At 73.0% G+C, this 25,769-nt stretch carries 19 protein-coding genes and 1 tRNA gene; 11 read left to right on the forward strand and 9 right to left on the reverse strand.

Annotated features, from left to right (window positions below; all coding sequences use genetic code 11):
- Positions 1–232 precede the first annotated feature (232 nt).
- Entirely contained in the window at positions 233–964 is a 732-nt protein-coding gene (locus tag ACZ4M8_RS20405; protein ID WP_467609308.1) for an HNH endonuclease family protein, read from the reverse strand.
- A 197-nt stretch (positions 965–1,161) separates the two neighbouring features.
- On the opposite strand from ACZ4M8_RS20405, the gene ACZ4M8_RS20410 reads away from it, so the two are divergent.
- Complete coding sequence (locus ACZ4M8_RS20410; protein WP_467609309.1) at positions 1,162–2,664, forward strand: DUF2079 domain-containing protein; 1,503 nt, start codon at positions 1,162–1,164, stop codon at positions 2,662–2,664.
- Positions 2,665–2,735: 71 nt separating this feature from the next.
- Entirely contained in the window at positions 2,736–3,269 is a 534-nt protein-coding gene (locus ACZ4M8_RS20415; RefSeq protein ID WP_467609311.1) for a chloramphenicol phosphotransferase CPT family protein, read from the forward strand.
- Between the two features lie 70 nt (positions 3,270–3,339).
- Here the strand turns inward: ACZ4M8_RS20415 and mfd are convergent, their stop codons facing one another.
- From mfd to ACZ4M8_RS20440, 5 genes are all read right to left on the reverse strand, one after another.
- Complete coding sequence (mfd, locus tag ACZ4M8_RS20420; RefSeq protein WP_467609313.1) at positions 3,340–6,888, reverse strand: transcription-repair coupling factor; 3,549 nt, start codon at positions 6,886–6,888, stop codon at positions 3,340–3,342.
- A 274-nt stretch (positions 6,889–7,162) separates the two neighbouring features.
- On the reverse strand, positions 7,163–8,206 hold the full coding sequence (locus tag ACZ4M8_RS20425) for a cellulose-binding protein (RefSeq protein ID WP_467609314.1): 1,044 nt from the start codon (positions 8,204–8,206) through the stop codon (positions 7,163–7,165).
- 182 nt (positions 8,207–8,388) lie between these two features.
- Positions 8,389–9,438, reverse strand: a complete 1,050-nt coding sequence (locus tag ACZ4M8_RS20430; protein WP_467609316.1) for an LCP family protein — start codon at positions 9,436–9,438, stop codon at positions 8,389–8,391.
- A 119-nt stretch (positions 9,439–9,557) separates the two neighbouring features.
- Positions 9,558–12,242, reverse strand: a complete 2,685-nt coding sequence (locus tag ACZ4M8_RS20435; RefSeq protein ID WP_467609989.1) for an SUKH-4 family immunity protein — start codon at positions 12,240–12,242, stop codon at positions 9,558–9,560.
- A gap of 5 nt (positions 12,243–12,247) precedes the next feature.
- Positions 12,248–13,225 (reverse strand): SMI1/KNR4 family protein, encoded by a 978-nt coding sequence (locus ACZ4M8_RS20440; RefSeq protein WP_467609318.1) that lies wholly within the window; start codon positions 13,223–13,225, stop codon positions 12,248–12,250.
- Between the two features lie 293 nt (positions 13,226–13,518).
- On the opposite strand from ACZ4M8_RS20440, the gene ACZ4M8_RS20445 reads away from it, so the two are divergent.
- Together ACZ4M8_RS20445 and ACZ4M8_RS20450 are read left to right on the forward strand one after the other, a co-directional pair.
- Positions 13,519–14,031, forward strand: coding sequence for a YwqJ-related putative deaminase (locus tag ACZ4M8_RS20445; protein ID WP_467609320.1), 513 nt, complete (start codon positions 13,519–13,521; stop codon positions 14,029–14,031).
- A 5-nt stretch (positions 14,032–14,036) separates the two neighbouring features.
- Positions 14,037–14,585 (forward strand): SUKH-3 domain-containing protein, encoded by a 549-nt coding sequence (locus ACZ4M8_RS20450; protein ID WP_467609321.1) that lies wholly within the window; start codon positions 14,037–14,039, stop codon positions 14,583–14,585.
- A 105-nt stretch (positions 14,586–14,690) separates the two neighbouring features.
- On the opposite strand, the gene ACZ4M8_RS20455 is transcribed toward ACZ4M8_RS20450, so the two are convergent.
- Positions 14,691–16,160, reverse strand: coding sequence for a sensor histidine kinase (locus ACZ4M8_RS20455; RefSeq protein ID WP_467609323.1), 1,470 nt, complete (start codon positions 16,158–16,160; stop codon positions 14,691–14,693).
- 155 nt (positions 16,161–16,315) lie between these two features.
- Here ACZ4M8_RS20455 and ACZ4M8_RS20460 point away from each other — a divergent pair, with 155 nt between their 5' ends.
- From ACZ4M8_RS20460 to pth, 6 genes are all read left to right on the forward strand, one after another.
- Positions 16,316–17,164, forward strand: a complete 849-nt coding sequence (locus ACZ4M8_RS20460; RefSeq protein WP_467609325.1) for a hypothetical protein — start codon at positions 16,316–16,318, stop codon at positions 17,162–17,164.
- 29 nt (positions 17,165–17,193) lie between these two features.
- Positions 17,194–17,265, forward strand: a tRNA-Gln gene (locus ACZ4M8_RS20465).
- A gap of 175 nt (positions 17,266–17,440) precedes the next feature.
- Entirely contained in the window at positions 17,441–18,883 is a 1,443-nt protein-coding gene (gene glmU, locus ACZ4M8_RS20470; RefSeq protein ID WP_467609991.1) for a bifunctional UDP-N-acetylglucosamine diphosphorylase/glucosamine-1-phosphate N-acetyltransferase GlmU, read from the forward strand.
- 71 nt (positions 18,884–18,954) lie between these two features.
- Positions 18,955–19,929, forward strand: a complete 975-nt coding sequence (locus tag ACZ4M8_RS20475; protein WP_399089901.1) for a ribose-phosphate diphosphokinase — start codon at positions 18,955–18,957, stop codon at positions 19,927–19,929.
- A gap of 189 nt (positions 19,930–20,118) precedes the next feature.
- Positions 20,119–20,709 carry a 50S ribosomal protein L25/general stress protein Ctc gene (locus ACZ4M8_RS20480; protein WP_467609327.1) on the forward strand — a complete coding sequence of 197 codons (591 nt, stop codon included), beginning with the start codon at positions 20,119–20,121 and terminating at the stop codon, positions 20,707–20,709.
- 155 nt (positions 20,710–20,864) lie between these two features.
- On the forward strand, positions 20,865–21,452 hold the full coding sequence (gene pth, locus ACZ4M8_RS20485; protein WP_467609329.1) for an aminoacyl-tRNA hydrolase: 588 nt from the start codon (positions 20,865–20,867) through the stop codon (positions 21,450–21,452).
- Between the two features lies 1 nt (position 21,453).
- Here the strand turns inward: pth and ACZ4M8_RS20490 are convergent, their stop codons facing one another.
- Positions 21,454–22,059 carry a Uma2 family endonuclease gene (locus ACZ4M8_RS20490; protein ID WP_467609330.1) on the reverse strand — a complete coding sequence of 202 codons (606 nt, stop codon included), beginning with the start codon at positions 22,057–22,059 and terminating at the stop codon, positions 21,454–21,456.
- Between the two features lie 175 nt (positions 22,060–22,234).
- Between ACZ4M8_RS20490 and ACZ4M8_RS20495 the strand changes: the two genes are divergently transcribed.
- On the forward strand, positions 22,235–22,678 hold the full coding sequence (locus ACZ4M8_RS20495) for a hypothetical protein (RefSeq protein ID WP_467609332.1): 444 nt from the start codon (positions 22,235–22,237) through the stop codon (positions 22,676–22,678).
- Between the two features lie 269 nt (positions 22,679–22,947).
- On the opposite strand, the gene ppc is transcribed toward ACZ4M8_RS20495, so the two are convergent.
- Positions 22,948–25,737 (reverse strand): phosphoenolpyruvate carboxylase, encoded by a 2,790-nt coding sequence (gene ppc / locus ACZ4M8_RS20500; protein WP_467609333.1) that lies wholly within the window; start codon positions 25,735–25,737, stop codon positions 22,948–22,950.
- Between the last annotated feature and the right edge of the window lie 32 nt (positions 25,738–25,769).

Genomic DNA, 25,769 nt, shown 5'->3' on the forward strand with positions numbered 1-25,769 from the left:
CGGTTGGCCAACGATTCCCCAGGTTTTTGGGTACGCGGGACAGGGCCGCCGGACGCCCCGCGCACCCGCGGCACACGGGGTGGCCGGGGCCGGCCCGTCATCCGCCGTACGCCCCGCGGCGCCGGGGCGCCCAGGGTGCGCGTCCGGCCCGTCACCGGACGGAAGCCCGGCCGGTGCGCGGCGCCCCCGGACGCACCGCGCCCCGGCCGCCGCCCCGCTCTCCCCTTACTCCTTACTTCGCCGTGAACCGCTCCGGCGCCTCGGTCGGGTTGCCGCCGGAGGGGAGCTTCTCGCTCGGGCAGCCGTTGAGGACCTTCGTCATCGCGGTCTTCTCGTCGCGGGTGACCCACAGGCCGTACTTCTTCTTCACCGCCACCTGCCGGGCGACGTAGGCGCAGCGGTATCCCTGGTTCTCCGGGAGCCAGGCGGCCGCGTCGCCGTCGCTCTTGCTGCGGTTGGCGGACGCCTCCACGGCGATGAGGTTCAGCGGATCGTTGGCGAGCGCGATCCGCTTGCGGGGCGCCCAGCGGGCGGCACCCTTCTGCCAGGCGTCGGAGAGGGCCACGACATGGTCGATGTCGACCTTGCTGCTGCCGCGCCGGTAGCGGATGGTGCCGCCGGTGTACGGGTCGTGGGTGAGCGTCCCGGAGACGACCGCGCAGGTCCTGCCGCGGTGCTTGGCGTTCTCCAGGTCGCGTTCGAGGATGTCGTCGCGGGTGCCGCAGCCGTTGCCGTCGGTGTCGGCCCAGCCGCTGCCGAAGCGGGCGCGGGCGTAACCGTCCTGCGAGCCGCGCTTCTTGACGGGCAGCTCGGCCAGCGCCGACAGGGCCGCGCCGGGTGCGCCGGACGCCGACGCGCCGTCCTTGGCGTCCTTGCCGTCCGTCCCGTCGGCGGGCGAGCAGCCGGTCAGGGCGAGCAGAGCGGCGACGGCTGCGGCGGGCAGCACGGTCCGTATGCGGTTCACGTCGGGGTCCCCTCCTCAAGAGCTGGGCCGCCGGGGCGCCCGGTGGCCGGTCCGGCGAAGGAGCGTACGCGGCGCGGGGCGGGCATGTCTGACGGCCCGGCGGGAAAACGCCCCGGCGAACCCGCCGCCCGTGCCGTCGTCACCGTCCGGTTCGGCGGTTTCGAGTATCTTTTCGGGAGCCGAGACGGAGGACGCGCATGGATACGGCCGCAGCGACGGCGGCGGGCGCCGGCCCCGGCGTGACCGGCCCGGCGACCGGAATGCCGCCCGGACAACGGACCGCCCCGCCCGGCTCCCCGTCGGCCGACCGCCCCGGTGCGCGCCGCCCCCGCCGCCTCGCGGCGCTGGGCGCCCCGCGTCTCGATCCGTACTGGACGGCGCTGCTGCTCTTCGCCGCGTACGCCACGCTGTCGCTGCTGCGGAACCTCACGGCGGGCAGCGCCTCGTGGGATCTGGGCATCTTCGAGCAGGCGGTGCGCGGCTACGCCCGTCTCGGGGCGCCGATCGTGGACCTCAAGGGGCCGGGCACCAACATCCTGGGCGACCACTTCAGCCCGGTGCTGGTCCTGCTCGCGCCCCTCTACCGGCTGCTGCCGTCGCCGATGACGCTGCTGACGGCGCAGGCGGCGCTGTTCGCGCTGTCGTCGGTGCCGGTCACCCGCACCGCCGCACGCTTCCTGGGGCGCGCCCGGGGGCTGGCGGTCGGTGTCGCCTACGGGTTGTCGTGGGGCCTGCAGAAGGCCGTCGACTTCGACTTCCATGAGATCGCGTTCGCACTGCCGCTGCTGGCGTTCGCGCTGGAGGCGGTGGTGCGCGGGCGGTGGACGGCGGCGGTGTGCTGGGCCGCGCCGCTGGTGCTGGTCAAGGAGGATCTGGGCGTCACCGCCGCCGCCATCGGTGTGGTGGTGCTGGTGCGGGCCCGGCGGGCGGTGCCGCTCGCCGTGGCGCTCGTCGGTTTCGGGCTCGCCGCCACCGCCGTCACCCTCGGCGTGATCATCCCCGGGTTCAACGGCACCGGCTCGTACGACTACTGGACGAAGCTCGGCGGTGCGGGCGCGGCGGGGCCGGGGATCGGGGCGGGCGAGGCGCTGCACACACTGCTGTGGGTGCTGCTGCCGACCAGTGCGCTGCTGGCGCTGCGCTCACCGCTGCTGCTGGCCGCCGTCCCGACGCTCGGCTGGCGGTTCGTCTCCCACGAGCCGCACTACTGGGGCATCGACTGGCACTACAACGCGGTGCTGATGCCGGTGGTCTTCCTCGCCCTCGTCGACGCGCTGGAGCGGTCGGGGCGCTCACCGCGGCCGTGGCTGCGGTCACTGGCGGGCCAGCTGCCGGCCGCGTGCCTGGCCGCGGCGCTCGCGCTGACCTGCACCCTGCCGCTGTCCCGGCTCACCGAGGCGGCCACCTACCGCGTTCCGCCGCAGACCGTCGCCGTGAACCGGCTGCTGGCGACCGTCCCGGACGGCGCGAGCGTCGAGGCGGACATCCGCCCGCTGTCCCGGCTGGTCTCCCGCACCCGGGTGTTCTGGATCGGTGACACCCGCGGGATCGCCCCCGACTACGTCGCCGTGCAGCTGGCCGACGGCCGCACGCCGCAGCAGGCCGTCGCCGAGGCGGAGCAGCGGCATCCGCACACCGGCTACGCGGTCTCCGGTACCACCGCCGACCTCGTGGTCCTGCGGCGGACGTCCGGGCCCTGACTCCGGGCGGGCCCCGGCACCGGGCGGAAAAACCGGGGGCGGTGGCGGCCGCCGCTGGTTACGGTGGCGCGATGTCCATCCAGGTGATCGTTCTCAACGGTGGTTCCAGCTCCGGTACGTCGTCGCTGGCCCGCGCCCTCCAGGAAGTCCTGCCGCGCCCGTGGCTGACGTTCGGCGTGGACAGTCTGATCGAGGCGCTGCCGCCCGGACTGATGGACGACCCGGACGGGCTGGTCCTCGGCGCGGACGGCTCGGTCACGCCGGGCGCCGCCTTCCAGGCGCTCCAGGACAGCTGGCGGCACGGCGTCGCGGCGGTCGTCCGCGCCGGGGCGCCGGTCATCCTCGACGAGGTGTTCCTCGGCGGCGTCGAGGGGCGCCGCGCCTGGGAGCGTGTCCTGGGCGACCTGCCCGCCTTGTGGGTCGGCGTCCGCTGCGACGCGGCCACCGCCACCGCCCGCGAACGCACCCGCCCCGACCGCGTCCCCGGCATGGCCGCCGCCCAGGCGTCCCTCGTCCACCGCGGGATGACGTACGACATCGAGGTCGACACCGGCCGCCGCACGGCGCGCGAGTGCGCGCGGGAGGTGGCGGCGCGGGTGGGGTGAGCCGCCCCGCCTGCCGCGTACGGGCCGGCGGGGCGATCCGCCGCCTCCGGCCCGTACGCCTGCCGCCGCCTCACGCCCCCAGGATCGTCGTCAGGAACTCGCCGACCCAGGCCAGGAGTTCCCGGCCGACCAGCGGCTTGCCGCCGATCCTGCCGGTGGTGGGGCGGGGGATCAGGACCTGGTGGGTGGCGGGTTTGAGGACGGCGCGCGGGTGCAGGCGCTTGAGGCGCAGCTCCTGGGACTCGCGCAGCTCCACCGGGCCGAAGCGGATGTTTACGCCCTGGAGGGTGATGTCGCTGACGCCGCAGGCCCGCGCCAGCATCCGCAGTCCGGCGACCAGCAGCAGGTTCTCCACCGGCTCGGGCAGCTTGCCGTAGCGGTCGGTCAGCTCCTCGCGGACCGCCTTGATGTCCTCCTCGCTCGACGCCGCCGCGATGGCGCGGTACGCCTGGAGGCGCAGCTGCTCACCGGGCGCGTAGTCGTGCGGGACGTGCGCGTCGACCGGCAGCTCGATCTTGACCTCCAGCGGCGGCTCCTCCTCCGCCCCGCCCTCCAGCGACGCGCGGTAGTCGGCGACCGCCTCGCCGACCATCCGGACGTACAGGTCGAAGCCGACGCCCGCGATGTGGCCGGACTGCTCGCCGCCCAGCAGGTTGCCCGCGCCGCGGATCTCCAGGTCCTTCATGGCGACGTACATACCGGCGCCCATCTCGGTGTGCTGCGCGATCGTCGCCAGCCGCTCGTGGGCGGTCTCGGTCAGCGGCTTCTCCGGCGGGTAGAGGAAGTAGGCGTAGCCGCGGTCGCGGCCCCGGCCCACCCGGCCGCGCAGCTGGTGCAGCTGGGAGAGGCCGAAGTTGTCGCCGCGCTCGACGATGAGGGTGTTGGCGTTGGAGATGTCGATACCGGACTCGACGATCGTGGTGGAGACCAGCACGTCGAACTTCTTCTCCCAGAAGTCCACGACGACCTGCTCCAGCGCCTGTTCGGACATCTGGCCGTGGGCCGTCGCGATCCGCGCCTCGGGGACGATCTCGCGCAGCCGCGCCGCCGCCCGGTCGATCGACTCGACGCGGTTGTGGATGTAGAAGACCTGGCCCTCGCGGAGCAGCTCCCGCCGGATGGCCGCGCCGATCTGCTTCTCCTCGTACGGCCCGACGAAGGTGAGGACCGGGTGGCGCTCCTCGGGCGGGGTGGTGATCGTCGACATCTCGCGGATGCCGGTGACGGCCATCTCCAGGGTGCGGGGGATGGGCGTCGCGGACATCGTCAGCACATCGACGTTGGCGCGGAGCTTCTTCAGCTGCTCCTTGTGCTCGACGCCGAACCGCTGCTCCTCGTCGACGATGACGAGACCGAGGTCCTTGAACTTCGTCTCGGAGGAGAAGAGGCGGTGGGTGCCGATGACGATGTCGACGGAGCCGTCCTTGAGCCCTTCGAGGGTCGCCTTCGACTCCGCCTCCGTCTGGAAGCGGGAGAGCGCGCGGACGTTGACGGGGAACTGTCCGTACCGCTCGGTGAAGGTGCCGTAGTGCTGCTGGACGAGGAGGGTCGTCGGGACGAGGACGGCGACCTGCTTGCCGTCCTGCACCGCCTTGAAGGCGGCTCTCACTGCGATCTCAGTTTTGCCGTAGCCGACATCGCCGCAGATCAGCCGGTCCATCGGGACGGACTTCTCCATGTCCTCCTTGACCTCGGCGATGGTGGTGAGCTGATCGGGCGTCTCCGCGTACGGGAAGGCGTCCTCCAGCTCGCGCTGCCAGGGGGTGTCCGGGCCGAAGGTGTGGCCGGGCGCCGCCATCCGCGCGGAGTACAGCTTGATGAGGTCCGCGGCGATCTCCTTGACCGCCTTCTTCGCCCGCGCCTTCGTCTTCGTCCAGTCGGCGCCGCCGAGGCGGTGCAGCGTCGGTGCCTCACCGCCGACGTACTTGGTGACCTGCTCCAGCTGGTCGGTGGGGATGTACAGCCGGTCGCCGGGCTGACCGCGCTTGGCGGGCGCGTACTCGACGAGGAGGTACTCGCGGGTGGCGCCCTGGACGGTGCGCTGCACCATCTCGATGTAGCGGCCCACGCCGTGCTGCTCGTGGACGATGAAGTCGCCCGCCTTCAGCGTCAGCGGGTCGATGGTCTTGCGGCGGCGGGCCGGCATCCGGCCCAGCTCCTTGGCCGCCGCCTTCTGCCCGGACAGGTCGGTCTCAGTGAGGACGGCGAGTTGCAGCGCCGCGTCGACGAAGCCGTTGTCGAGGGAGCCGCAGGCCACATGGACGACGGACGGGGCGAGCGAGGTCAGCTCGGCGTCGAGGCGGGCGGCGATGCCCTCCCCGCCCAGCACCTCGACGGTACGGGCGGCCGGGCCGTGGCCCTCGGTGACGTAGACGGTGCGCCAGCCGTCGGCGAGCCAGCCCTTGGTGTCGGCGAGGGCGCGGGCGGTGTCACCGCGGTAGGTGTCGGGGGCGCGCATCCCGAGGGTGAGGGTGTCGCCGGAGTCGGGCGCGGTGTCCTCGTCGGCGGCGAACTGGCTCACCGACCACCACATCATCCCCAGCTCCCGGGCGTGGGCCCGGACGTCGGCGATACCCCACAGCGACGCCGCGCCCACATCGATCGGCGCCTCGCCCCCACCGGCGCTCGCCGCCCAGGACGCCTGGAGGAATTCCTGGCTGGTGGCGACGAGGTCAGCGGCGCGGGTGCGGACCCGCTCCGGGTCGCAGACCACGGCCATGCTCCCGGCGGGCAGCACGTCGAGCAGCAGTTCCATCTCGTCGACGAGGACCGGCGCGAGGGACTCCATGCCCTCGACGGCGATCCCCTCGGCGATCTTGCCGAGGAGTTCGCCCAGCTCGGGGTGGGCCTCGGCCAGCTCCGCGGCGCGCTCCCGGACGGCGTCGGTGAGCAGCAGCTCGCGGCACGGCGGCGCCCACAGTCCGTGCTCGGCGACCTCCAGGGACCGCTGGTCGGCGACCTTGAAGTACCGGATCTCCTCGACGTCGTCGCCCCAGAACTCGATGCGGAGCGGGTGCTCCTCGGTGGGCGGGAAGACGTCGAGGATGCCGCCGCGGACGGCGAACTCACCGCGCTTCTCGACCAGTTCGACCCGGGTGTACGCGGCGGCCGCGAGCCCGTCGACGACCTCGCCGAGATCGGCGCTCTGCCCCGTCCGCAGACTGACGGGCACGAGATCGCCGAGCCCCTTGACCTGCGGCTGGAGCACGGAACGGATCGGCGCGACGACGACGGAGACCGGGCCGGTCGCCGGGTCGTCGGGGCTGGGGTGGGCGAGGCGGCGCAGCACCGCGAGGCGGCGGCCGACGGTGTCCGAGCGGGGCGAGAGCCGCTCGTGGGGCAGCGTCTCCCAGGAGGGGAACTCCACGACGGTGTGCTCCTGGCCGGCCGGCACGAGGGTGCGCAGCGCGGCGGCGAGGTCCTCGGCCTCCCGGCCGGTGGCGGTGACCGCGAGCACCGGCCGCCCGGCGTCCCGGGCGAGCGCCGCCACCGCGAAGGGACGGGCGGCGGGCGGGCCGACGAGGTCCACATGCGGGCGGTGGCCGTCGGTGGCGGCCTGCACCGCTTCGGCGAGCGCCGGATCCTTGACGACGGCGTCGAGCAGACCAGCAAGGCTCATGAGGGGTTCCGTCCCAGCGAGGTGAACAACGCGAACAGCCCGACGCGTCGATCTGGGCCGGAGCGGTCCCCATGTCGAACGGGCCGGGGTTGCCCACCTTACGCCCGACCACCGACAACCCGCCGCGCGAACGGGACGCCCCGACCACCGGCCGGACGGCGGCGGCGAGCGGCCCGCACCGGGCCCGTACCCGGACCGCGGGCCGGCGCCGGGCGTGGCCCCGGGGGCCTGCGAGGGGCCGGCCGGAGCGGGTTCTCACCCCTCCCCCGCCCCCTCACCCCGTGCGCGGCAGCTCCGTCTCGATGGTGTCCTCGTCGTCCGGGTTGACGGGGGTGCGCGGGTCACCACCGTCGCGGCCGGCCCCGGGCTCCTGGGCGGCGTCCCCGGCGGAGGCCGGTTCGGGGGCCGGGCCGTCGACCGGGCCGTCGGCCGCCCCCGCGGGCCCGTCCCCGTCCGGGCCCGGCAGATCGCCCGGGTCCTTGCCGGTCAGGGCGGCGAGGCTGTTGCGGACGTGGGTCATGTGGGAGCGCAGTTCGTCGCGCTCCTCCTGGTGCTCGCGCAGGATGCGGGCGGTGGCCCGCTCGATGCGCTCGACCTCGACACCCGCCTGGGCCAGCAGCTCGGCGGCGCGGGCCTCGGCGTCCTCCTGCCGGTGCCGGGCGGCCTCCTCGGTCTCGGCGTGCCGCCGCTCCGCCAGCGCCACCACCTCGCGGCCCCGCTCCTCCAGCTCCGCGATCCGGCGGGCCGTCTCCGCCTCCCGCGCGGCGATCTCCCGGCCGCACTCCTCCCACGCCTCGGCCCGCCGCTGCTCGGCCTCGGCCAGCATCGCCGCCGTGTTGCGCCGCATCTCCGCGAGCGCCTCGGCGGCCTCCGCGCGCCACTCGGCGGCGTCCTTCTCCGCCGCCTTCACCCGCGCCGCCGCGTCCGCCCGCGCCGCGTCGACGGTCCGCTGCCCGCGCTCCTCGGCGTCCTTGCGGCGGGCGTGCGCGACCTCGTCGGCCGCCTCCCCCGTGTCGCGCGCGTACGCCACCGTCGCGTCCCGCAGCTCCTCGGCGGCGCGCTCCGCGTCGGCGCGCAGCCGGGCCGCCTCGGACTCGGCGGTGGTGAGGATCAGCCGCGCCTGTTCACCCAGGGACTCGTACGTCTGCGGCGGCATCGTGGCGACGTACGCGCGCAGCTCCGACAGCTGTGCCGCCAGCTCCTCGGCGGTCTCGGTGAGCTGCGCGGCCCGCTCCCAGCACGAGTCCCGGTCGACGGTGAGGCCCGCGACGCGGCGGTCCACCTCGTCCGGGCGGTAGCCGCGTCCGCGTACGGTCATGAAACCGTGCGGCGAAACCGACGCACTCATTCTCAAGCCCCTCTCCGGCGCGCGCATGTCACGCCCTTCGCGACGGCCCGCCGCCCGGACCGCACCGTCCGGCCGGTGCGCCGTCCCGCACCCGACTCGGCGGACGGGCCGCCCGTCACCCGACGGTGGCCCGCTCCACCCACCAGGATGCGTCAATTGGTGGCAGAAGTCGGAATTGGATCACCCTTGCGGAGCGCCTGGAACAGCTGCCGGGCCTTCGCCTCGTCCCACAGCAGGACGTCGCCCGCGCCGCTGACGCTCACCCCGGGCCGCGCCACCGGCACCGTCACCGCCCGCCCGCTGCCGCCGGTGATCTTCCGCATCGACCAGCCCAGATCCCACAGCTGCCGGATGCCCGCGCCCTCGTCCACCCGGATCGCGGCGAGCGTGGTGCGCGCGACCGGCACGGGACGGGACGGGTGCCGGAGCATGTCCGTGCCGAGCATCCGGTCCGCGACCGCCGCCATCAGCTCCCGCTGCCGCTTCACCCGTCCGAGATCCCCCTCCGGGTCGCTGTAGCGGGCCCGCGCGTACGCCAGCCCCCGCCGCCCGTCGACCTGCTGGCACCCGGCCCGGAAGTCCGCGCCCGACCGCGCGTCCTTCAGCGGCTTCGCCGGGCAGATCCGGACGCCGCCGAGCGCGTCGACGACCTGCACCAGACCGAGGAAGTTCACCTCCGCGTACCGGTCGATGCGCAGCCCCGTCGCCTGCTCCACGGTGCGGGTCAGCAGCCGCGGCCCGCCGTCCGCGTACGCCTCGTTGATCTTCCGGCGGCCGTGCCCCGGCACCGGTACGTAACTGTCGCGCGGCAGGCTCACCAGATACGGGCCGTGGGCGCCGGTGTGCAGCACCATCACGGTGTCGGTGTTCCGCCCGCCGTCGTTGCCGACGTGCAGCTCCTCGCGCTGCTCGGGGGTGAGCCCGGCGCGGCTGTCGGAGCCGACCAGCAGCCAGTTGGTGCCCGCGCCCGCCGACGGGCGCCCCGGGTACGTACCGATCGCCGCGACGTGCCGCACCTGCCCGCCGGCCCATACGTACGCCGTCACACCTCCGGCGACCAGCAGCACCACCACGACCAGCAGTGCCAGCAGCGTCCGGCGCAGCCACCGGCGGCGACGGCGCCCGGTCCCGCGCCCGCCCCGCCGTCCGGCGCGGTACGTCGCCGCGGCCGGCGGTGGCGGCTCCTGCCCGAGCTGCTCCATACCGGTATGGTCCGCGCGCCACGCCGTCCCCGCAGCCCGAGCCGGTACGACGAAGCGCCGCCGACCCCGGAAAACCCGAGGTCAGCGGCGCGCTCGCGGCCACAACTTGCGGACGGGCGCTACAGCAGCCCGTCCCACATCTGCTCCAGCAGCACCGACCACCACGTCTCCGGCGAACCGAGCGCCGGCGGGTCGAGCGCCACCAGCTGCGCCTGGAAGTCGACCGTCCAGCGGCCCGCCTGCTCCGGGGTCAGCCCGTACCGCAGCCGCCACATCCGGCCCAGCATCGCCAGGCAGCGCGTGAACTCCGGCAGCCCGCTGTTGACGAACTGCGCCGGCGCGGGCCGCCCGCCCGGCGCCCCCTCCAGCGGCACCGCCACGATGTGCGCCGTGCCGTACTGCACACACAGCTGCCGCCCGAAATCATTGCCCATCACCAGGTACGAACCGGCGTCCGCGGACGGCTGCACCCCGCGCTCGGCCGCCAGCTCCGCCAGCGTCGGCACCGGACGGCCCGGCTGCGCCTGCGCCCAGAAGAACGGCCCGAAGTCGACCGGCAGCCCCGCCCAGACCAGCATCTGCGCGACGACCTCCGGCACGCCCTGCCGGGAGACCGCCCGCTGATCGAAACGGAACAGCGCCTGCGGACCGAACGCCTGCTCCAGCTCCTGGCCGATGACCTGCGGCGGCGCCGGCGGCACCGGCTGCACCTGCGAGGGGTGCGGCAACGGCGCCCGCACCGGAGCCGGCCGCGCCGGACCGTCCGCCACCTGGTGCAACTCACCCTGGTGCTCGACGAGATGACGCACGCCCTGCTGCCGCGAGGCGTGATCGCGGCCGTACGCGGCGGTGTGGCTGATCCGCACCTGCGGCCAGGTCTCCCGCACCAGCCGGGCGCAGTAACCGCCGGGCACCTCGCAGCACTCCAGCTCGGTGTGGAGCTCCAGCACCTGCTGCGGCGGGATGTTCATCCCCCGCAGCTCGTGCAGCAGCTGCCACTCCGGGTGCGGCGTACCGGGCGCGGACCTGCGCACGATCTTCTGCTCGGACCCGTCCGGCGCGCGGTAGCTGAGCACCGCCATGTAGCCGGGCCCGACCGTCGGCACCCCGCCCGCGGGCTGCGGATAGCCGTACGCACCGGGGGCGCCCTGCGGCGGCGCGGCGGGAGCCGCAGCCTGCGGCGGCGCGGGCTGCGCCACCGGACCGGGACCCTGCGGCGGCGCGGGCGGGCCCGCCGGACCCGCGCCCTGCGGACCGCCGACCGGACCGGGCGCCGCCGGACCGGGCACCGCCGCGCCGGACGCCAGCATCGTCGCCGCCGCGTGCACCCCGCCCCCGCCGCCACCGGCCGCGGGCACCGGCGGAGGCGGCGGCGGACCGTCCGGCCCCGCACCCGAACTCCCGCCCGCAGCACCGGACTTGGGAGCGCCGGGCGGGCCGGGAGGCTTCGGCGCACCCGGCACACCGGGCGCCCCCGGCGGCTTCGGCGCACCCGGCGGACCGGGCGGCGGCGGCACACCGGGACCGCCCGCGCCGGGACCACCGGCCGCCGGACCGGGCAGCGCGGCGCCGGACGCCAGCATCGTCGCCGCCGCGTGCACCCCGCCCCCACCACCACCTTCGGCGCCACCCGGCGCCCCGGAACCGGCGCCGTCCACCGCGCTCAGATCCAGCCCGTCACCGTCGAGCTGCGACACCAACTGCGTCCGTACGTACCCCCCGGCAGGCGCACCCGCGCCGCCGGACGCCGCCTTCTGCGCACCGGGCACCCCCGGGGGCGGCGGCGGACCGGCCGCGTCGGCGGGCACCGCGGCACCGGCGGCCAGCATCGTCGCCGCCGCGTGCACCCCGCCGTCCGTGCCACCGGCCACCGGCGGCGCAGGCGGCACGGACGCGCCGGACACCGCGCCCTGCGGCGGCGGCACATCGGCGACCGGCGCACCGGACGGCGGCGGCAGATCCGCCAGCCCCGGAGCCGCGGGCGGCGCCGACGGCATCGGCGGCACCGACCGCCCACCGGACGCCGCACCCACGCCACCGGGCGTCCCCGCACCGGACGCCCCGTCACCCGGCGCGTCGTCCCCCGGCCGCCGCAGCGCCGGAGCCTCCCGCGTCGGCGGCAACTGGCTGCCGCCCTGAAGCAGTTGGGTCTTCGCCTCGGGGCTGCTGCGCGGCGCGGACGTGTCCGTACCGTCCTCCTCGCCGACCTCGTCGAGCCCGCTCAACGGCGGCGCGAACACCGTCCGCGGCGGCGCCACGGAACGGTCGTCGTCCGCCGCCGCGCCCGGCCCGCCACCGGCCGTCACGTTCACCCCGGCCCAGGCGTCGGCCGCACCGTCCCCACCGACGGGAGCCGCGGGCGCGGGCGTCGCCGAAGCGGGCGTCGCGGCCACCGCCGCCCCACCGGACGCCCCGCCACCCGTACCGGACTCCTCGGCCGCCCGCGCGTCCGCCGCCTCCTGCAACCACTCCGGCGGCGTCAGCAGGAACGACGTCGCCTCCAGATCGATCCGCGGCGCCACCGCCGACGGCGTCCGCGCCGCCGCCGCGCCGTACTCCTCCTCGTACCGCCGGATCACCTCACCCACCGGCAACCCCGGCCACAGCGTCGTCTCCCCGCTGTCCCGCGCGATCACCAGCCGGCTGCGGCCCCCGCCCGGCCCCGCTCCGTCCTCCCGGTCCTCCGCCCACGCGACGAACCCGAGGTCGAACTCCCGCACCCGCACCTCACGCTGGAGCTCCGCCGCCACCTCACCGTTGACCCACAGCTCCGCGCGCTCCTGCGCCTGCGCGAACGTCACCACCGCGCTCACCCCTCCACCGGGACGACCTGCGCGAAGCCACCGTCCACCATCAGATTCGCCACCGTCTCCAACTCCGGCGGGTTCCCCGCGAGCCGCTCCAGGAACGCGTCGAAATCCGCCCCGCACGGCAACAGCAGCCGCTCCACCCGCTCCTGCACCGTCCACCCGTCACGATCACGCGCGTCGTCGTACGGACAGAACCACACCGAACCGACGTCGGCGCCCCGCACCCGCACCGCCAGCAGACCGCCCTGCACGAACGCCACACCCAGGTAGTCCTTGGTCAGATGATCACGCAGACACTTGTTGATGTAGACCAGATCGTTCACCGCCGCGTCATCACGCACCGTGAAGAACGGCTGGTCCACCAGCAACCCCAGCTCCGCGTCCAGCCCCACACCCACCGGCGCACAGCCCCCCGCCGCCTTCAGGAACGACCGGTACGCGCCCGGCAGCCGGTAGCCCAGCGCCTCCTCCGCCTGCGCCACCTGCTCCTCACCCACCGAGATCCCCCGGTGCGCCAACCCGAAATGCACCGGACGGGTCTCCTGCAACGGCCGGGTGCCCCGCTTGTCGTGCGCCACCGCCGCCGTCGCCAACCCGCCGTGATGCCGCAGCAACGCCTTCACCTCGACCGGCACCAGCTCCAGCCGCCGCGTGCCCGCGACGTGATGCCACGTCCAGCCGTGCGGCGTCGCCACCGCCGGACCGTCCGCCCACAACTCGTGCCGCTGCGCGTGCATCGCCGCGTTCGCCGACACGTAGTCCGTCAACCGCAGCTCATCGACGCCGAAACCCTCCGGCGGCTCGGCGATCTCCACGGCCGCCCGCGCGTACGGCGAGAACGACGGGAAACCCCGCCCGTCCATCCGCACACCCGCGGGGTGCCGGGCGGCACGGACCGGATCCGGGAAACGCACGAGCTGCCCGGCATAAGCGGTGTTCGGTGGCGCGGCATGCTGCCCGAGCCGACCTGTCGTCATCGCGGTGCCCCCTGGCTGAATCTGGCTACTGCGCACAGCCTATGCCGTACCGCAAGGCCGTACCGCAGGTACCGGACGCCCTCCGCACCACCCACCGAACCCCTACAAACGCCGCCACCCCCACCACCTCACCCCACCCGCCACACCCGCCCCAACCAGCTCCGTTGCCACATCCGCAACACACTGTCACCCGCCCGTGACGCCCTCCACGGCATGCCCGACTACCGGAACACCCGGGACATTTGGCAGGCTGACCCCCGCAACCGGGGGGTTTGCAGGGAGGGAAGCACCGCATGAGCACCACGGCACACCACACCGCCGCCACCGGCGACCCCCGCATCGGCTGGAGCGAGACCGCCGACGACGGGCACACCCCCACACTCCACCACCGCCGCGACGGCATCCTCCCCACCGTCGGCGCCGCCCTCTCCGTCCGCGGCGCCACCCTCACCTGCACCGCGAGCAAGGCCGAACAGCCCCCCGCCCTGCACCCCCTCGTCCAGGACTTCCTCGACACCCTCGCCACCGCCCAGCGCGAACGGTTCACCGGCCGCTGCCCCGAAGCCGTCCTGCTCTCCCGCCACCTCACCGCCGTCGAGAACAACCGCGGCAAACGTGCCTCCCGCAAACCCCTCACCAACGGCGAGGCCCGCCGCTCCCTGAAACACTCCAAGATCACCGCCCGTCACATCCGCGAGGACGGCGACCCCCTGCACGGCAGCTACGCACCCCCCTGCCGCTCCTGCGACGCGCTCCTCGCCCACTTCGGCGTGATGCCCATCGGCATCACCCCCGCAGGGAGCTGACCACCATGCCCGCCACCGACACCCACGACCCCCGCGACCGCGCCGGCTCCACCCGCTTCCCACCAGCCGTCGACGTCGCCCTCCAGCACGCCGGCTGGACCCCCGGCCGCTGGGACATCAAACACGCCGAACACTGGGCCGACACCCTCCGCGACCACACCTCCCCCGCCGGCCACCGCCACACCGTCTTCCCCGCCGCCGTCGAGGCATGGGCCGAATTCGGCGGCCTCCACCTCACCGGCACCGGCCCCGGCCGCCACATCGCCCCCACCCCCTTCACCATCGACCCCCTCCACGGCCTCCACCTCGCCCGCACCCTCGGCGACCTCGGCCGCGCCCTCGCCACCGACGTCGCCCCCCTCGGCCGCGAGGAACTCAGCGGCACCCACACCGCCGGCCACCCCCAGGCCCTCCTCGCCATCGACACCGAAGGCCGCGTCTACAGCCTCGACCACACCGGCGACTGGTACCTCGGCCCCACCATCGACCACGCCCTCAACACCCTCATCCTCGGCACCCGCCCCACCCGCCTCTCCCGCCCGGAAGGCACCTGACCCGACGCTCCCCGGCCGGAGAACCCCCGCCCCGAAGCACTCACCCGCCCACCGGCGCCCCCACAAGGAGGGACAGCCACCGGGCGAGACCCGACACCCCGGACCTCACCCCCCGGCGACCGCCCCGCCGGAAGCCGACTCCACACCCGCGCCCGGCGCCGTACCCGCACCGCCCGCCGGCACCACCGCCGACACCCGGAAACCCCCCGCCTCCGTCGGACCGGCCACGAACACACCACCCAGCGCCAACACCCGCTCCTCCATCCCCACCAGGCCGTTCCCCCCACTGGGCAACCCCGCCGGCGGCGCCGCACCGTCCGACGGACCGTTCTCCACCTGCACCGCGACCTCCGCCGCCCGATGCGCCAACCGCACCCGGGCCCGCGCCCCCGGCGCATGCTTGTGCACGTTCGTCAACGCCTCCTGCACCACCCGGTACACGGTCTGCTCCACCCCCGCCGCATACCGCCCCGGACCACCGGCACCCTCCGCACCGTCCACCGACAGCACCACGGCCATCCCCGCCGCCCGCGACTGCCCCACCAACTCCGCCAGCTCCGCCAACGACGGCCCCTCGCCCTCACCGCCCGGCGCCACCGCACCCGCCACGGCCACCCCGGCCACACCCGGCACCGGCGCCTTCACCCCCGCCTGCGCCGCCGCCTTCGACGCCACCGCCGCCAACCGCTCCGGCTCGTCCGACGCCCCCGACGCCGAACGCCCACCGGACGTCTCCGCCGTCCGCAGCACCCCCAGCATCTCCCGCAGCTCCGTCAACGCCTGACGCCCCATGTCCCCCACCAGCCCCGCGTTCCGCGACGCCTTCTCCGGGTCCTTCAACGCCACCGCCTGCAACGCCGCGGCATGCACCACCATCAACGACACCCGGTGCGCCACCACGTCGTGCATCTCCCGCGCGATCCGCGTCCGCTCCTCGTTACGGGCCCACTCCGCCCGCTCCTCCGCGCGGTCCGCCAGCAGCGACAACTCACGCTCCAGACCGTCCGCCCGCTCCCGCAGGCTCTCCACCAACCGCCGCCGGGCCCCCACGTACAGCCCCCACAGCACCGGCGGGGCCGTCACCACCAGCCCCATCGCCACCGACACCACCGGCACGAACCACAACGGCGGCTGGAAATCCGGATCCGCGGCCACCTCCTGCCGCAGGTTCAAGAACGTCGTCACCAACGTCCCGGCCACCGTCATGCCCGCCAGCAGCGCCGTCGTCCGCCGCGGCGTGTCCGACACCGCCAGCGTGTAAAGGCCCACCACCCCCAGCAGCACACCCATGTCCGCGGGCGTCACCGCGATCGACACCAGCACCACGGCCACCGGCCACCGACGGCGCACCAACAACACCGGCCCGGCCACCAGCCCCAGCACCACCCCCGCCGCACCCGGCAACCCCGCATCGTCCGAGAACGACGCGCCCTCCACCACGCACTCCAGCGTCGACAACAACGCCAGCACCACGTCCAGCACGGCACTGCGCCGCCGCCCCCACCACCACGGCCCCCGCGCGGGCACCCCACGCACCCGCGCTCCGGCCTCTCCCTCTGCCCCCGTCGCGCTCATACCGACCAGCGTACGGGCGCCCGCCCCGGCCCCCCCGAAACGCACACCTGCACGTTCCCGACCCGTTACGCGCCCTTACCCATGGTTATCCCTCGAACTACTGAATCGTCCACATATTCGCCCACCCGCACACACGCCCCCGCCAACCTGTTCCCATGACACACAACAGCACCCACCCCGACCACGCAGCGTTACGCGCCGAAGCCGTCGCCCTCCGCCGCGCGGGCCTCAGCCGCCGCCAGATCCGCGACCGGCTCGGCCCGCTCGCCGACGGCACCCTCACCGACCTCCTCGAAGGCGAACCGCCCCCCGAGTGGACCAAGCGCCCCAACGCCAAGGACGACCTGCGCGCAGCCGCCCGCGACCTGCGCCGCGCGGGCCGGACCTACGACGAGATCGTCGCGGAGCTGGGCGTCTCCAAGAGCTCGGTCTCCCTCTGGGTCCGCGACCTGCCCAAACCCACGAAGTCACCGGAGGAGATGCACCGCATGCGGGAGGCCCGCTGGGCGCCCTACCGCGAGGAACGCGACCGGCGGACCGCGGAGACCAAAGCGGCGGCGACGCAGGAGATCGGCACACTCACGGACCGGGAGCTGTTCCTCCTCGGCGTGGGGCTGTACTGGGCCGAGGGGTCGAAGAGCAAGCCGTACCGCAGAAGCGAGCGCGTCATCTTCATCAACAGCGACCCCGACATGATCCGGGTCTATCTCGCCTGGCTGAGGCTGCTCGGCGTGGAGGACACGTATCTCCGATTCACCGTGACGATCCACGAGTCCGCCGATGTCGCCGGCGCCGAGCGCTACTGGGCCGATCTGGTCGGCATCGAGGCATCCGCCCTGGGCAAGACGACGCTGAAAAAACACAACCCGAAGACGGTACGGAAGAACGTGGGAGAGGAGTACCACGGCTGTCTGACCGTCCGCGTACTGCAAGGCGCCGCGCTGTACCGTCGCATCGAGGGCTGGTGGTACGGCATAGTGGAGCACGTCAAGCGGACAGCCTGATGAACTGTCCGATTTGACGCGCTTTACCATCCCCCGTGGTGTAATGGGCAACACTATCGGTTTTGGTCCGATCATTAGGGGTTCGAGTCCTCTCGGGGGAGCAGAGCAAAGTTCGGGTCCCGACCTGTCGGTCGGGACCCGCCTGCGTTTCGCCAGGAATACGCCCCGGTATCCTTCGGATGTCCACCACCCGAAGTAGCCAAGAAGCCGAAGGGCACCTCCGTGAGCGCCAACCTTCCTCCCGTTCTCGGCTCCGCTCGGACGGGGGAGACCCCACTGGCGGCCGTCGTCGTCCTCGCCGCGGGTGAGGGAACCCGCATGAAGTCGACGACCCCCAAGGTCCTCCACGCGATCTGCGGACGCTCCCTCGTCGGGCACGTCGTCGCCGCCTCCCGTGAGCTGGCCCCCGAGCACCTCGTCGTCGTCGTGGGCCACGCCCGTGACCAGGTCCGGGCCCATCTGAGCGAGATCGACCCGGCGGTCCGTACCGCCGTGCAGCACGAGCAGAACGGCACCGGGCACGCCGTGCGGATGGGGCTGGAGGAGCTGACCTCCGGCGGTGCGGCGCTGGACGGCACCGTCGTCGTGGTGTGCGGGGACACGCCGCTGCTGACGGGTGAGACGCTGCGCCGGCTGAGCGAGACGCACGCCGCGGACGGGAACGCCGTGACGGTGCTCTCCGCCGAGGTGCCGGACGCGACCGGGTACGGCCGGATCGTGCGGGACGGCGCGGGCGGCGCGGTGACGGAGATCGTCGAGCACAAGGACGCGACTCCGGCGCAGCGGGCGATCCGGGAGATCAACTCGGGGGTGTTCGCGTTCGACGCGCGGCTGCTGGCCGAGGCGCTGGGCAAGGTGCGGACGGACAACAGCCAGGGCGAGGAGTACCTGACCGATGTGCTGGGGATCCTGCGGGAGGCCGGGCACCGGGTGGGTGCGGCGGTGGCCGCGGATCACCGGGAGATCCTGGGGATCAACAACCGTGTGCAGCTGGCGCAGGCGCGGCGGCTGCTGAACGAGCGGCTGCTGGAGCGGGCGATGCTCGCGGGCGTGACGGTGGTGGATCCGGCGTCGACGTGGGTGGATGTGACGGTCGGGTTCGAGGCGGACGCGGTGGTGCATCCGGGGACGCAGTTGCTGGGTGCGACGCGGGTCGCGTCGGGTGCCGAGGTGGGTCCGCATACGCGGTTGACGGATACGGTCGTGGGTGCGGGCGCGGTGGCGTCGTTCACGGTGGCCGAGGGTGCCGAGATCGGCGCGGGGGCGTCGGTGGGTCCGTACGCGTATCTGCGTCCGGGGACGGTGCTGGGGGCGAAGGCCAAGGCCGGTACGTACGTGGAAATGAAGAACGCGACGATCGGTGAGGGGACGAAGGTGCCTCATCTGTCGTATGTGGGGGATGCGACGATCGGTGAGTACACCAATATCGGCGCGGCGAGTGTCTTTGTGAATTACGACGGTGAGGCGAAGCATCACACGACTGTCGGTTCGCATTGCAAGACGGGGTCGGACAACATGTTTGTGGCTCCTGTCACGATCGGGGACGGCGCGTACACCGCGGCGGGTTCGGTCATCACCAAGGATGTGCCCCCGGGTTCGTTGGCGGTCGCGCGTGGCCAGCAGCGGAATATCGAGGGTTGGGTCGCGCGTAAGCGGCCCGGGAGCGCCGCCGCGCAGGCCGCTTCGTCCGCTCGCCAGGAGTCCGAGGGCGAGCGCTGACCGTGCTGTGGTGCGCCGTGCGGGGCGTACCGTGTTGAGCGCACGCAAACAGGAATTCGAGGAGATTTGCTGTGACCGGGATCAAGACGACCGGCGAGAAGAAGCTGATGCTCTTCTCCGGCCGCGCCCACCCCGAGCTGGCCGAGGAGGTCGCGCACCAGCTGGGTGTCGGCCTGGTCCCGACGAAGGCGTTCGACTTCGCCAACGGTGAGATCTACGTCCGTTATCAGGAGTCGGCGCGTGGTGCGGACTGCTTTTTGATTCAGAGCCACACGGCTCCGATCAATAAGTGGATCATGGAACAGCTGATCATGATTGATGCGTTGAAGCGGGCTTCGGCCCGGAGCATCACCGTGGTCGTGCCGTTCTACGGTTATGCGCGTCAGGACAAGAAGCACCGTGGCCGTGAGCCGATCTCGGCGCGGCTGATCGCGGATCTGATGAAGACGGCGGGTGCGGACCGTATCGTCACCGTTGATCTGCACACGGACCAGATCATGGGCTTCTTCGACGGTCCGGTGGACCATCTGTTCGCGTTGCCGGTGCTGGCGGACTACGTGGGTGCGAAGGTCGACCGGGACAAGCTGACGGTCGTGTCGCCGGACGCGGGCCGTGTGCGGGTGGCGGACCGCTGGTGTGACCGGCTGGGCGCGCCGCTGGCGATCGTGCACAAGCGGCGTGACAAGGACGTGGCGAACCAGGTCACGGTCCACGAGGTCGTGGGTGATGTGAAGGGCCGTGTGTGTGTCCTGGTCGACGACATGATCGACACGGGTGGCACGATCTGCGCCGCGGCGGACGCGCTGTTCGCGAACGGTGCGGCGGACGTCATCGTGACGGCGACGCACGGTGTGCTGTCGGGTCCGGCGGCGGACCGGCTGAAGAACTCGAAGGTGAGCGAGTTCGTGTTCACGAACACGCTGCCGACGCCTTCGGAGCTGGAGCTGGACAAGATCACGGTGTTGTCGATGGCGCCGACGGTGGCGCGGGCGATCCGTGAGGTGTTCGAGGACGGTTCGGTGACGAGCCTGTTCGACGAGCAGTAGGACTGCTGATCAGCGGTGTGCTGATCGACTTTGGGGCGGCCTCCTGGGCCGGGTAGACTCACGGAGTTGCTCGGCGAGGGAGGCCGCACCTGTGTGTGCGGTGGGTCCGTAATCGACGCGCTCTTCGTAGCAGGTCTGTCGTGGGCCGGGTGACGGTCAGCGGTTTCCTGAGATACGAGGAGTGCAGTTATGGCTGAGGTCAAGCTTTCCGCCCAGGTGCGTACCGATTTCGGTAAGGGTGCGGCGCGTCGTGCCCGCCGTGCGGACCTGGTTCCCGCGGTTGTCTACGGTCACGGCGCGGAGCCGAAGCACGTGGCGATCCACAACCACGCGCTGATGATGGCGCTGAAGACCCCGAACGTGCTGATCCGCCTGGACGTGGACGGCAAGGACGAGCTGGTCATCCCGAAGGCCGTGCAGCGTGAGGCCATCCGTGGCTTCCTGGTGCACGTGGACTTCCTGGCCGTCAAGAAGGGCGAGAAGGTCACCGTCGAGGTGCCGATCGTGACCGAGGGCGACCTGGCCCCGGGTGCGAACCTGCTGGAGCACCTGCTGAACACGCTGCCGGTCGAGGCCGAGGCCACGCACCTGCCGGAGTCGGTCACGGTGTCGATCGCGGGTCTGAACGCGGGTGACTCGGTGCTGGCGAAGGATGTCGTGCTGCCGGCCGGTTCGTCGCTGGCCGTCGAGGAGGACGCGGTCGTGCTGCAGGTCGTCGCGGCGCAGGCCGAGGCCGCTGCGGAGTCGGCCGAGGGTGAGGACGCGTCGGCCGAGGGCTGATCCGTCGTCCCGCCGCTCGGCGGGGTGTTTTTCCAACCGCCGCCGCGCGCCTTCGGGTGCGGGGCGGCGGTTGGGTTGTTTGGTGGCTCGTCGCGCGGTGTGGCGGGCCGGTCGGGTGCCCGGTGCGGTGCCGGGTGGATGCGGGAGTGGTGGAGATGGCGGACACCGAGCCGTGGCTCGTGGTGGGGCTGGGTAATCCGGGTCCGGAGTATGCGGGCAATCGTCACAATGTGGGTTTCATGGTGGCGGATCTGCTGGCGGAGCGGATGCGGGGGAAGTTCAAGTCGCACAAGGCGCGGGCGCAGGTGGTGGAGGGCCGGGTGGGTCCGCCGGGTCCGGGGGGTCGCCGGGTGGTGGTGGCCAAGCCGATGTCGTTCATGAATCTGTCGGGTGGTCCGGTGGCGGCGCTGCGGGACTTCTACAAGGTGCCGGTGGAGCGGATCGTGGCGGTCCATGACGAGTTGGACATCGATTACGGTGCGCTGCGGTTGAAGCTGGGGGGTGGCGACAACGGGCACAACGGGCTGAAGTCGATCACGAAGTCGTCGGGTGCGGAGTATCACCGGGTGCGGTTCGGGATCGGGCGGCCGCCGGGGCGGATGCCGGTGGCGGATTTCGTGCTGAAGGATTTCGGTGCGGCGGAGCGCAAGGAGCTGGACTATTTCGTGGACCGCGCGGCGGACGCGGTCGAGGCGCTGGTGCTGGAGGGGTTGGAGCGGGCGCAGAGTTCGTACAACTCGTGACTCATTCCGCTGTGCGGCCCAGGTCCTTGGCGCTGTAGCGGGGCAGGTCGGTGGTGTCGAGCGTCCAGGTGCCGAGGTCGGTGGTGAGGGTGAGGGGGGTGCCGTACGGCTGGTGGAGCCGGTTCTCGTAGGCGGGGCGTCCTTCTGCGTGGCCGATGCTCCACTGGTAGGTGGTGGTGCCGTCGCGGGGGTCGACGATGAGGTAGTGCGGGATGCCCATGGCGGGGTAGTCGCGCGTTTTGTCCTCGTAGTCGTTGTCGGGGTTGGAGGGGGAGACGATCTCGACGGCGAGGGCGATGTCGTGGGGGTCGAGGGGGGCGTCGGTGTCCATGGCTGTGCGGGGGCAGACGATGAGGTCGGGGATACGGAGTTTGCCGAGGTTTCCGTCATCGATATCGGTGGCCTCGAATACGCCCATGCCCCCGAGGTCCTGTCGCACGAGTTGGTCCCGTACATCGGATGCGGTGAGCTGGTGGCGGGGCCGCGGGCTCATCATCATGAGGAGTTTGCCGTCGCTGATCTCGGGCCAGGTGAATCCTGGCTGCGGGGTGAAGTGATCGCGCAGGTCACGCAGTTGCCGGTAGATCGTCTGCTTGGTCGATGTCATCGTTCCTCCTGTCTTCAGTATGGGGCACTTGCGGATGCGGGCCGAGGAGACCGCCGGAGGTTGACCGTACGTAGGGCGATGGCCAAGGATCCCGGGCATGTCCAGAGGCAGTGCGGGGTCCAGACCGGTCAGGCGCAGTCGTACGCGGCGGGCGGGTGAGAGTGCTTTCGGGGTGATGCTGCTCGTCCGGAACGGGCTGCTGGCGCTGGTGGCGTTGGTGTTGCTGGTGGCGGGCGGGTGGACGTCGTGGGGTTCGGCCCGGTACGCGATGGGGGTGTCGGGGCGGGAGCACGGCACGGTGAAGATCGCGTCGTGTGACGAGGAGCGGTGTACGGGGCCGTTCACACCGGAGGGCTCGGGGCGTCCGCGCGATCAGGTGTCGCTGACGGAGGCGGCGTCGCCGGATGCGGGTGAGCGGGTCACGGTGGCGTTGCGGCCGGAGGGCGACCGGGCGGTGCGTACGGGTCCGGCGGGCGTGCTGTACGCGTGGGTGCCGTTCGCGGGGGCGCTGCTGCTGGCGTCGTTGGTGGTGGCCGGCGGGCTGCGATGGCGGCGTACGGCGTGGGGCATGGGTCTCGCCGGGGCGGTGCTGCTGGTGGGGGCGTGGGTGGCGCTGTAGGTCCGCCGGAGATACGAGGCGTCCGTACGGGACGTACGAGGCGTACGAGTGGCGGCTGTTTCACGTGGAACAGCCGCCGCCTCGTCGTTGGTGCGGTGTACGGGCCTGGATCCGGAGGCGCGAGCGGGCCTGCCCGAGCTTGCCGTGACGGCCTGCGTACGGCGTGCCCGTACGCGCCGCGGCAGTGGTGGAGCAAGCCGCGGAGCAGGGGAAACGGCGGCGGCCCGCCCCCGGGGCCGGGGACGGGCCGTCCGTGTGAGCGGGGTGGGTCAGCCGGTGTTGCGGAGGCCGGCGGCGACGCCGTTGACGGTGAGGAGCAGGGCGCGGGCGAGGACCGGGTCGGGCTCTTCGCCGCGGGCGGCGGCCTCGCGCTGGCGGGCCAGCAGGGAGACCTGGAGGTAGCTGATCGGGTCGAGGTAGGCGTCGCGGATGTGGAAGGTCTGGCGCAGGACCGGGTTGGAGTCGAGGAGTTCGCTCTCGCCGGTGATGCGGAGGACTTCCTGGACGGTCAGGGCGTGTTCGGCCTTGATGGTCTCGAAGACGTGCTTGAGCTCGTCGGGGACGAGGGTGTCGACGTAGTGCTGGGCGATCCGCAGGTCGGTCTTGGCCAGGGTCATCTCGACGTTGGACAGGAAGTTGCGGAAGAAGTGCCAGTGGGTGTGCATCTCGTCGAGGACGGTGTCCAGGCCGGCCTCGCGGGCGGCCTTGAGGCCGGTGCCGACGCCGTACCAGCCGGGGACGATCTGGCGGGACTGGGTCCAGCCGAAGACCCACGGGATGGCGCGGAGGCCGTCGAGTCCGGCGCCGGAGTCGGGCCGCCGGGAGGGGCGGGAGCCGAGGTGGAGTTCGGCGAGCTGGTCGACGGGGGTGGCGGCGAAGAAGTACGAGGGCAGGTCGGGGTCCTCGACGAGGCGGCGGTAGGCGCCGTGGGCGGCCTCGGAGACGGTCTCCATGGCCGCGTCCCAGCGGGAGAGCGCCTCGTCGGACTGGCGGGGTTCGGTGTGCAGGGCGGACGCCTGGAGGGTGGCCGCGACGGTCAGCTCCAGGTTCTCGCGGGCCAGGGACGGCACGAGGTACTTGTCGGAGATGACCTCGCCCTGCTCGGTGACCTTGATCTCGCCTTCGAGGGTGCCGTAGGGCTGGGCGAGGATCGCGTCGTGGGAGGGGCCGCCGCCGCGGCCGACGGTGCCGCCGCGGCCGTGGAAGAGGCGCAGCCGTACGCCGTGGCGGCGGGCGACGTCGCGCAGCAGGCGCTGGGCGCGGTGGATCTCCCACTGGCTGGTGGTGATGCCGCCGAACTTGGAGGAGTCGGAGTAGCCGAGCATGACCTCCTGGACGTCGCCGCGGAGGGCGACGAGGCGGCGGTAGGAGGGGTCGGAGAGCATCTCGTCGAGGAGCTGGTCGGCGATCTTCAGCTCGTCGGTGGTCTCCAGCAGCGGGACGATGCCGATCTTGGCCCAGCCGGCGTGCAGGTCGATGAGGCCGGCCTCGCGGGCGAGGACGGTGGCGGCGAAGACGTCGTCGGAGCCGGCGCACATGGAGATGATGTACGACTCGATGACCTCGGGGCCGAAGGTCTTCTTCGCCTTGAGGATGGTGCGGAAGACGCCGAGGGTCTTGGCGCCGGCCTCGTCGAGGGGGGCGGGGCTGGGCGCGAGGGGGCGGCGGGAGCGCAGTTCCTTGGCGAGCAGCTTGCGGCGGTACTCGCGCGGCATGTCGACGTAGCGCCAGGATTCCTCGCCGAGGCGGTCGAAGAGCTGGCCGAGGGCGTGGTGGTGGGCGTCGGCGTGTTCGCGGACGTCCATGGTGGCGAGCTGGAGGCCGAAGGCGGCGAGGGTGCGCAGGGTGCGCTCCAGGCGGCCGTCGGCGACGAGGGAGCCGCGGTGGGCGCGGAGCGACGTCTGGATGAGGGTGAGGTCGTCGAGGAGTTCGGCGGTGCCGAGGTAGTCGCGGCCGGGGACGTGGGGGGTGTCGGCGGCGAGGCGGTCGCGGGTGTTGAGGAGCTTCTGGCGGATGCAGGTCGCCTTGAGGCGGTAGGGCTCCTCGGCGTTGAGGCGCTTGTAGCGGGGGCTGATCTCGGGGAGGAGTTCGAGGTCGTTGCCGAGGGAGGTGAGCAGTTCCTCGGTGGCGCCGCTGTTGCGGATGGAGTTGGAGAGGGCGCCGCGCAGTTCGTCGATGTGTTCCAGCGCGTCGGTGATGCCGTGCTCGTGCTGGAGGATCAGGACGTCCCAGGTGACCTGCGGGGTGACGTTGGGGTTGCCGTCGCGGTCGCCGCCGATCCAGGTGCCGAAGGTGAGGGGGCGGGTGCCGGCGGGCAGCGGGGCGCCGGCGCGTTCGAGTTCGGCGGCGAGGTCTTCGAGGACGTCGCCGACGGCGCCGCGGCCGAGTTCGTCGAGGTAGTAGATGGCGTTGCGGGCCTCGTCGGTCGGCTCGGGGCGGGCGACGCGGAGTTCGTCGGTCTGCCAGATGAGGTCGATGCTCTCGGCGAGGCGGAGGTCGGTGCGGCGGCGCTCGGTGGCGTCGGTGTGTTCCAGCAGTTCGGCGATGCGGCGGAGCTTGGTCAGGACGGAGCGGCGCGCGGCCTCGGTGGGGTGCGCGGTGAAGACCGGGCGGACGCCGAGGTGGGCGGCGGTCTCGCGCAGGTGCTCGGGGTCGGCGTCCTTGAGCATGTCGGCGGTGCGGCTGAGGATGCCGCCTTCCGCGGCGCGGCGGGCGCGCAGTTCGCGGCCGCGGTGGACCTGCTCGGTGACGTTGGCGAGGTGGAAGTAGGTGGAGAAGGCGCGGACCAGCTTGGCGGCGGTGGCGAGGTCGGTGTCGCCGAGGAGCCGGGCCGCGGCCTCGCCGTCGGAGCGGGTCAGGGCGCGGACCTGCTCGACGAGGTCGAGGAGTTCGGGGCCTTCCTGGCGGACGAGCGTTTCGCCGAGGAGATCGCCCAGGCGGCGGATGTCGGCGCGCAGGGCGGTGTGGTCGCCGTTGTCGCCGGTGGTGTCCGGCGTGTCGGGCCCGCTGTTTCCGGGGGCGCTGATCTCGGCGGCGGAGGTCTTGTCGGCACTGCTCACAGGTGCGGCTCCTTGCGGCGATCTGGGCGGGG

This window comes from Streptomyces sp. NPDC027185 (assembly GCF_055567035.1).

Coding starts and splice junctions, on each gene's coding strand:
- ACZ4M8_RS20410 (WP_467609309.1), top strand. CDS start 1,162: ATGGATACGGCCGCAGCGACGGCGGCGGGCGCCGGCCCCGGCGTGACC.
- ACZ4M8_RS20415 (WP_467609311.1), top strand. CDS start 2,736: ATGTCCATCCAGGTGATCGTTCTCAACGGTGGTTCCAGCTCCGGTACG.
- mfd (WP_467609313.1), bottom strand. CDS start 6,888: ATGAGCCTTGCTGGTCTGCTCGACGCCGTCGTCAAGGATCCGGCGCTC.
- ACZ4M8_RS20425 (WP_467609314.1), bottom strand. CDS start 8,206: ATGACCGTACGCGGACGCGGCTACCGCCCGGACGAGGTGGACCGCCGC.
- ACZ4M8_RS20430 (WP_467609316.1), bottom strand. CDS start 9,438: ATGGAGCAGCTCGGGCAGGAGCCGCCACCGCCGGCCGCGGCGACGTAC.
- ACZ4M8_RS20440 (WP_467609318.1), bottom strand. CDS start 13,225: ATGACGACAGGTCGGCTCGGGCAGCATGCCGCGCCACCGAACACCGCT.
- ACZ4M8_RS20445 (WP_467609320.1), top strand. CDS start 13,519: ATGAGCACCACGGCACACCACACCGCCGCCACCGGCGACCCCCGCATC.
- ACZ4M8_RS20450 (WP_467609321.1), top strand. CDS start 14,037: ATGCCCGCCACCGACACCCACGACCCCCGCGACCGCGCCGGCTCCACC.
- ACZ4M8_RS20455 (WP_467609323.1), bottom strand. CDS start 16,160: ATGAGCGCGACGGGGGCAGAGGGAGAGGCCGGAGCGCGGGTGCGTGGG.
- ACZ4M8_RS20460 (WP_467609325.1), top strand. CDS start 16,316: ATGACACACAACAGCACCCACCCCGACCACGCAGCGTTACGCGCCGAA.
- ACZ4M8_RS20480 (WP_467609327.1), top strand. CDS start 20,119: ATGGCTGAGGTCAAGCTTTCCGCCCAGGTGCGTACCGATTTCGGTAAG.
- pth (WP_467609329.1), top strand. CDS start 20,865: ATGGCGGACACCGAGCCGTGGCTCGTGGTGGGGCTGGGTAATCCGGGT.
- ACZ4M8_RS20490 (WP_467609330.1), bottom strand. CDS start 22,059: ATGACATCGACCAAGCAGACGATCTACCGGCAACTGCGTGACCTGCGC.
- ACZ4M8_RS20495 (WP_467609332.1), top strand. CDS start 22,235: ATGCTGCTCGTCCGGAACGGGCTGCTGGCGCTGGTGGCGTTGGTGTTG.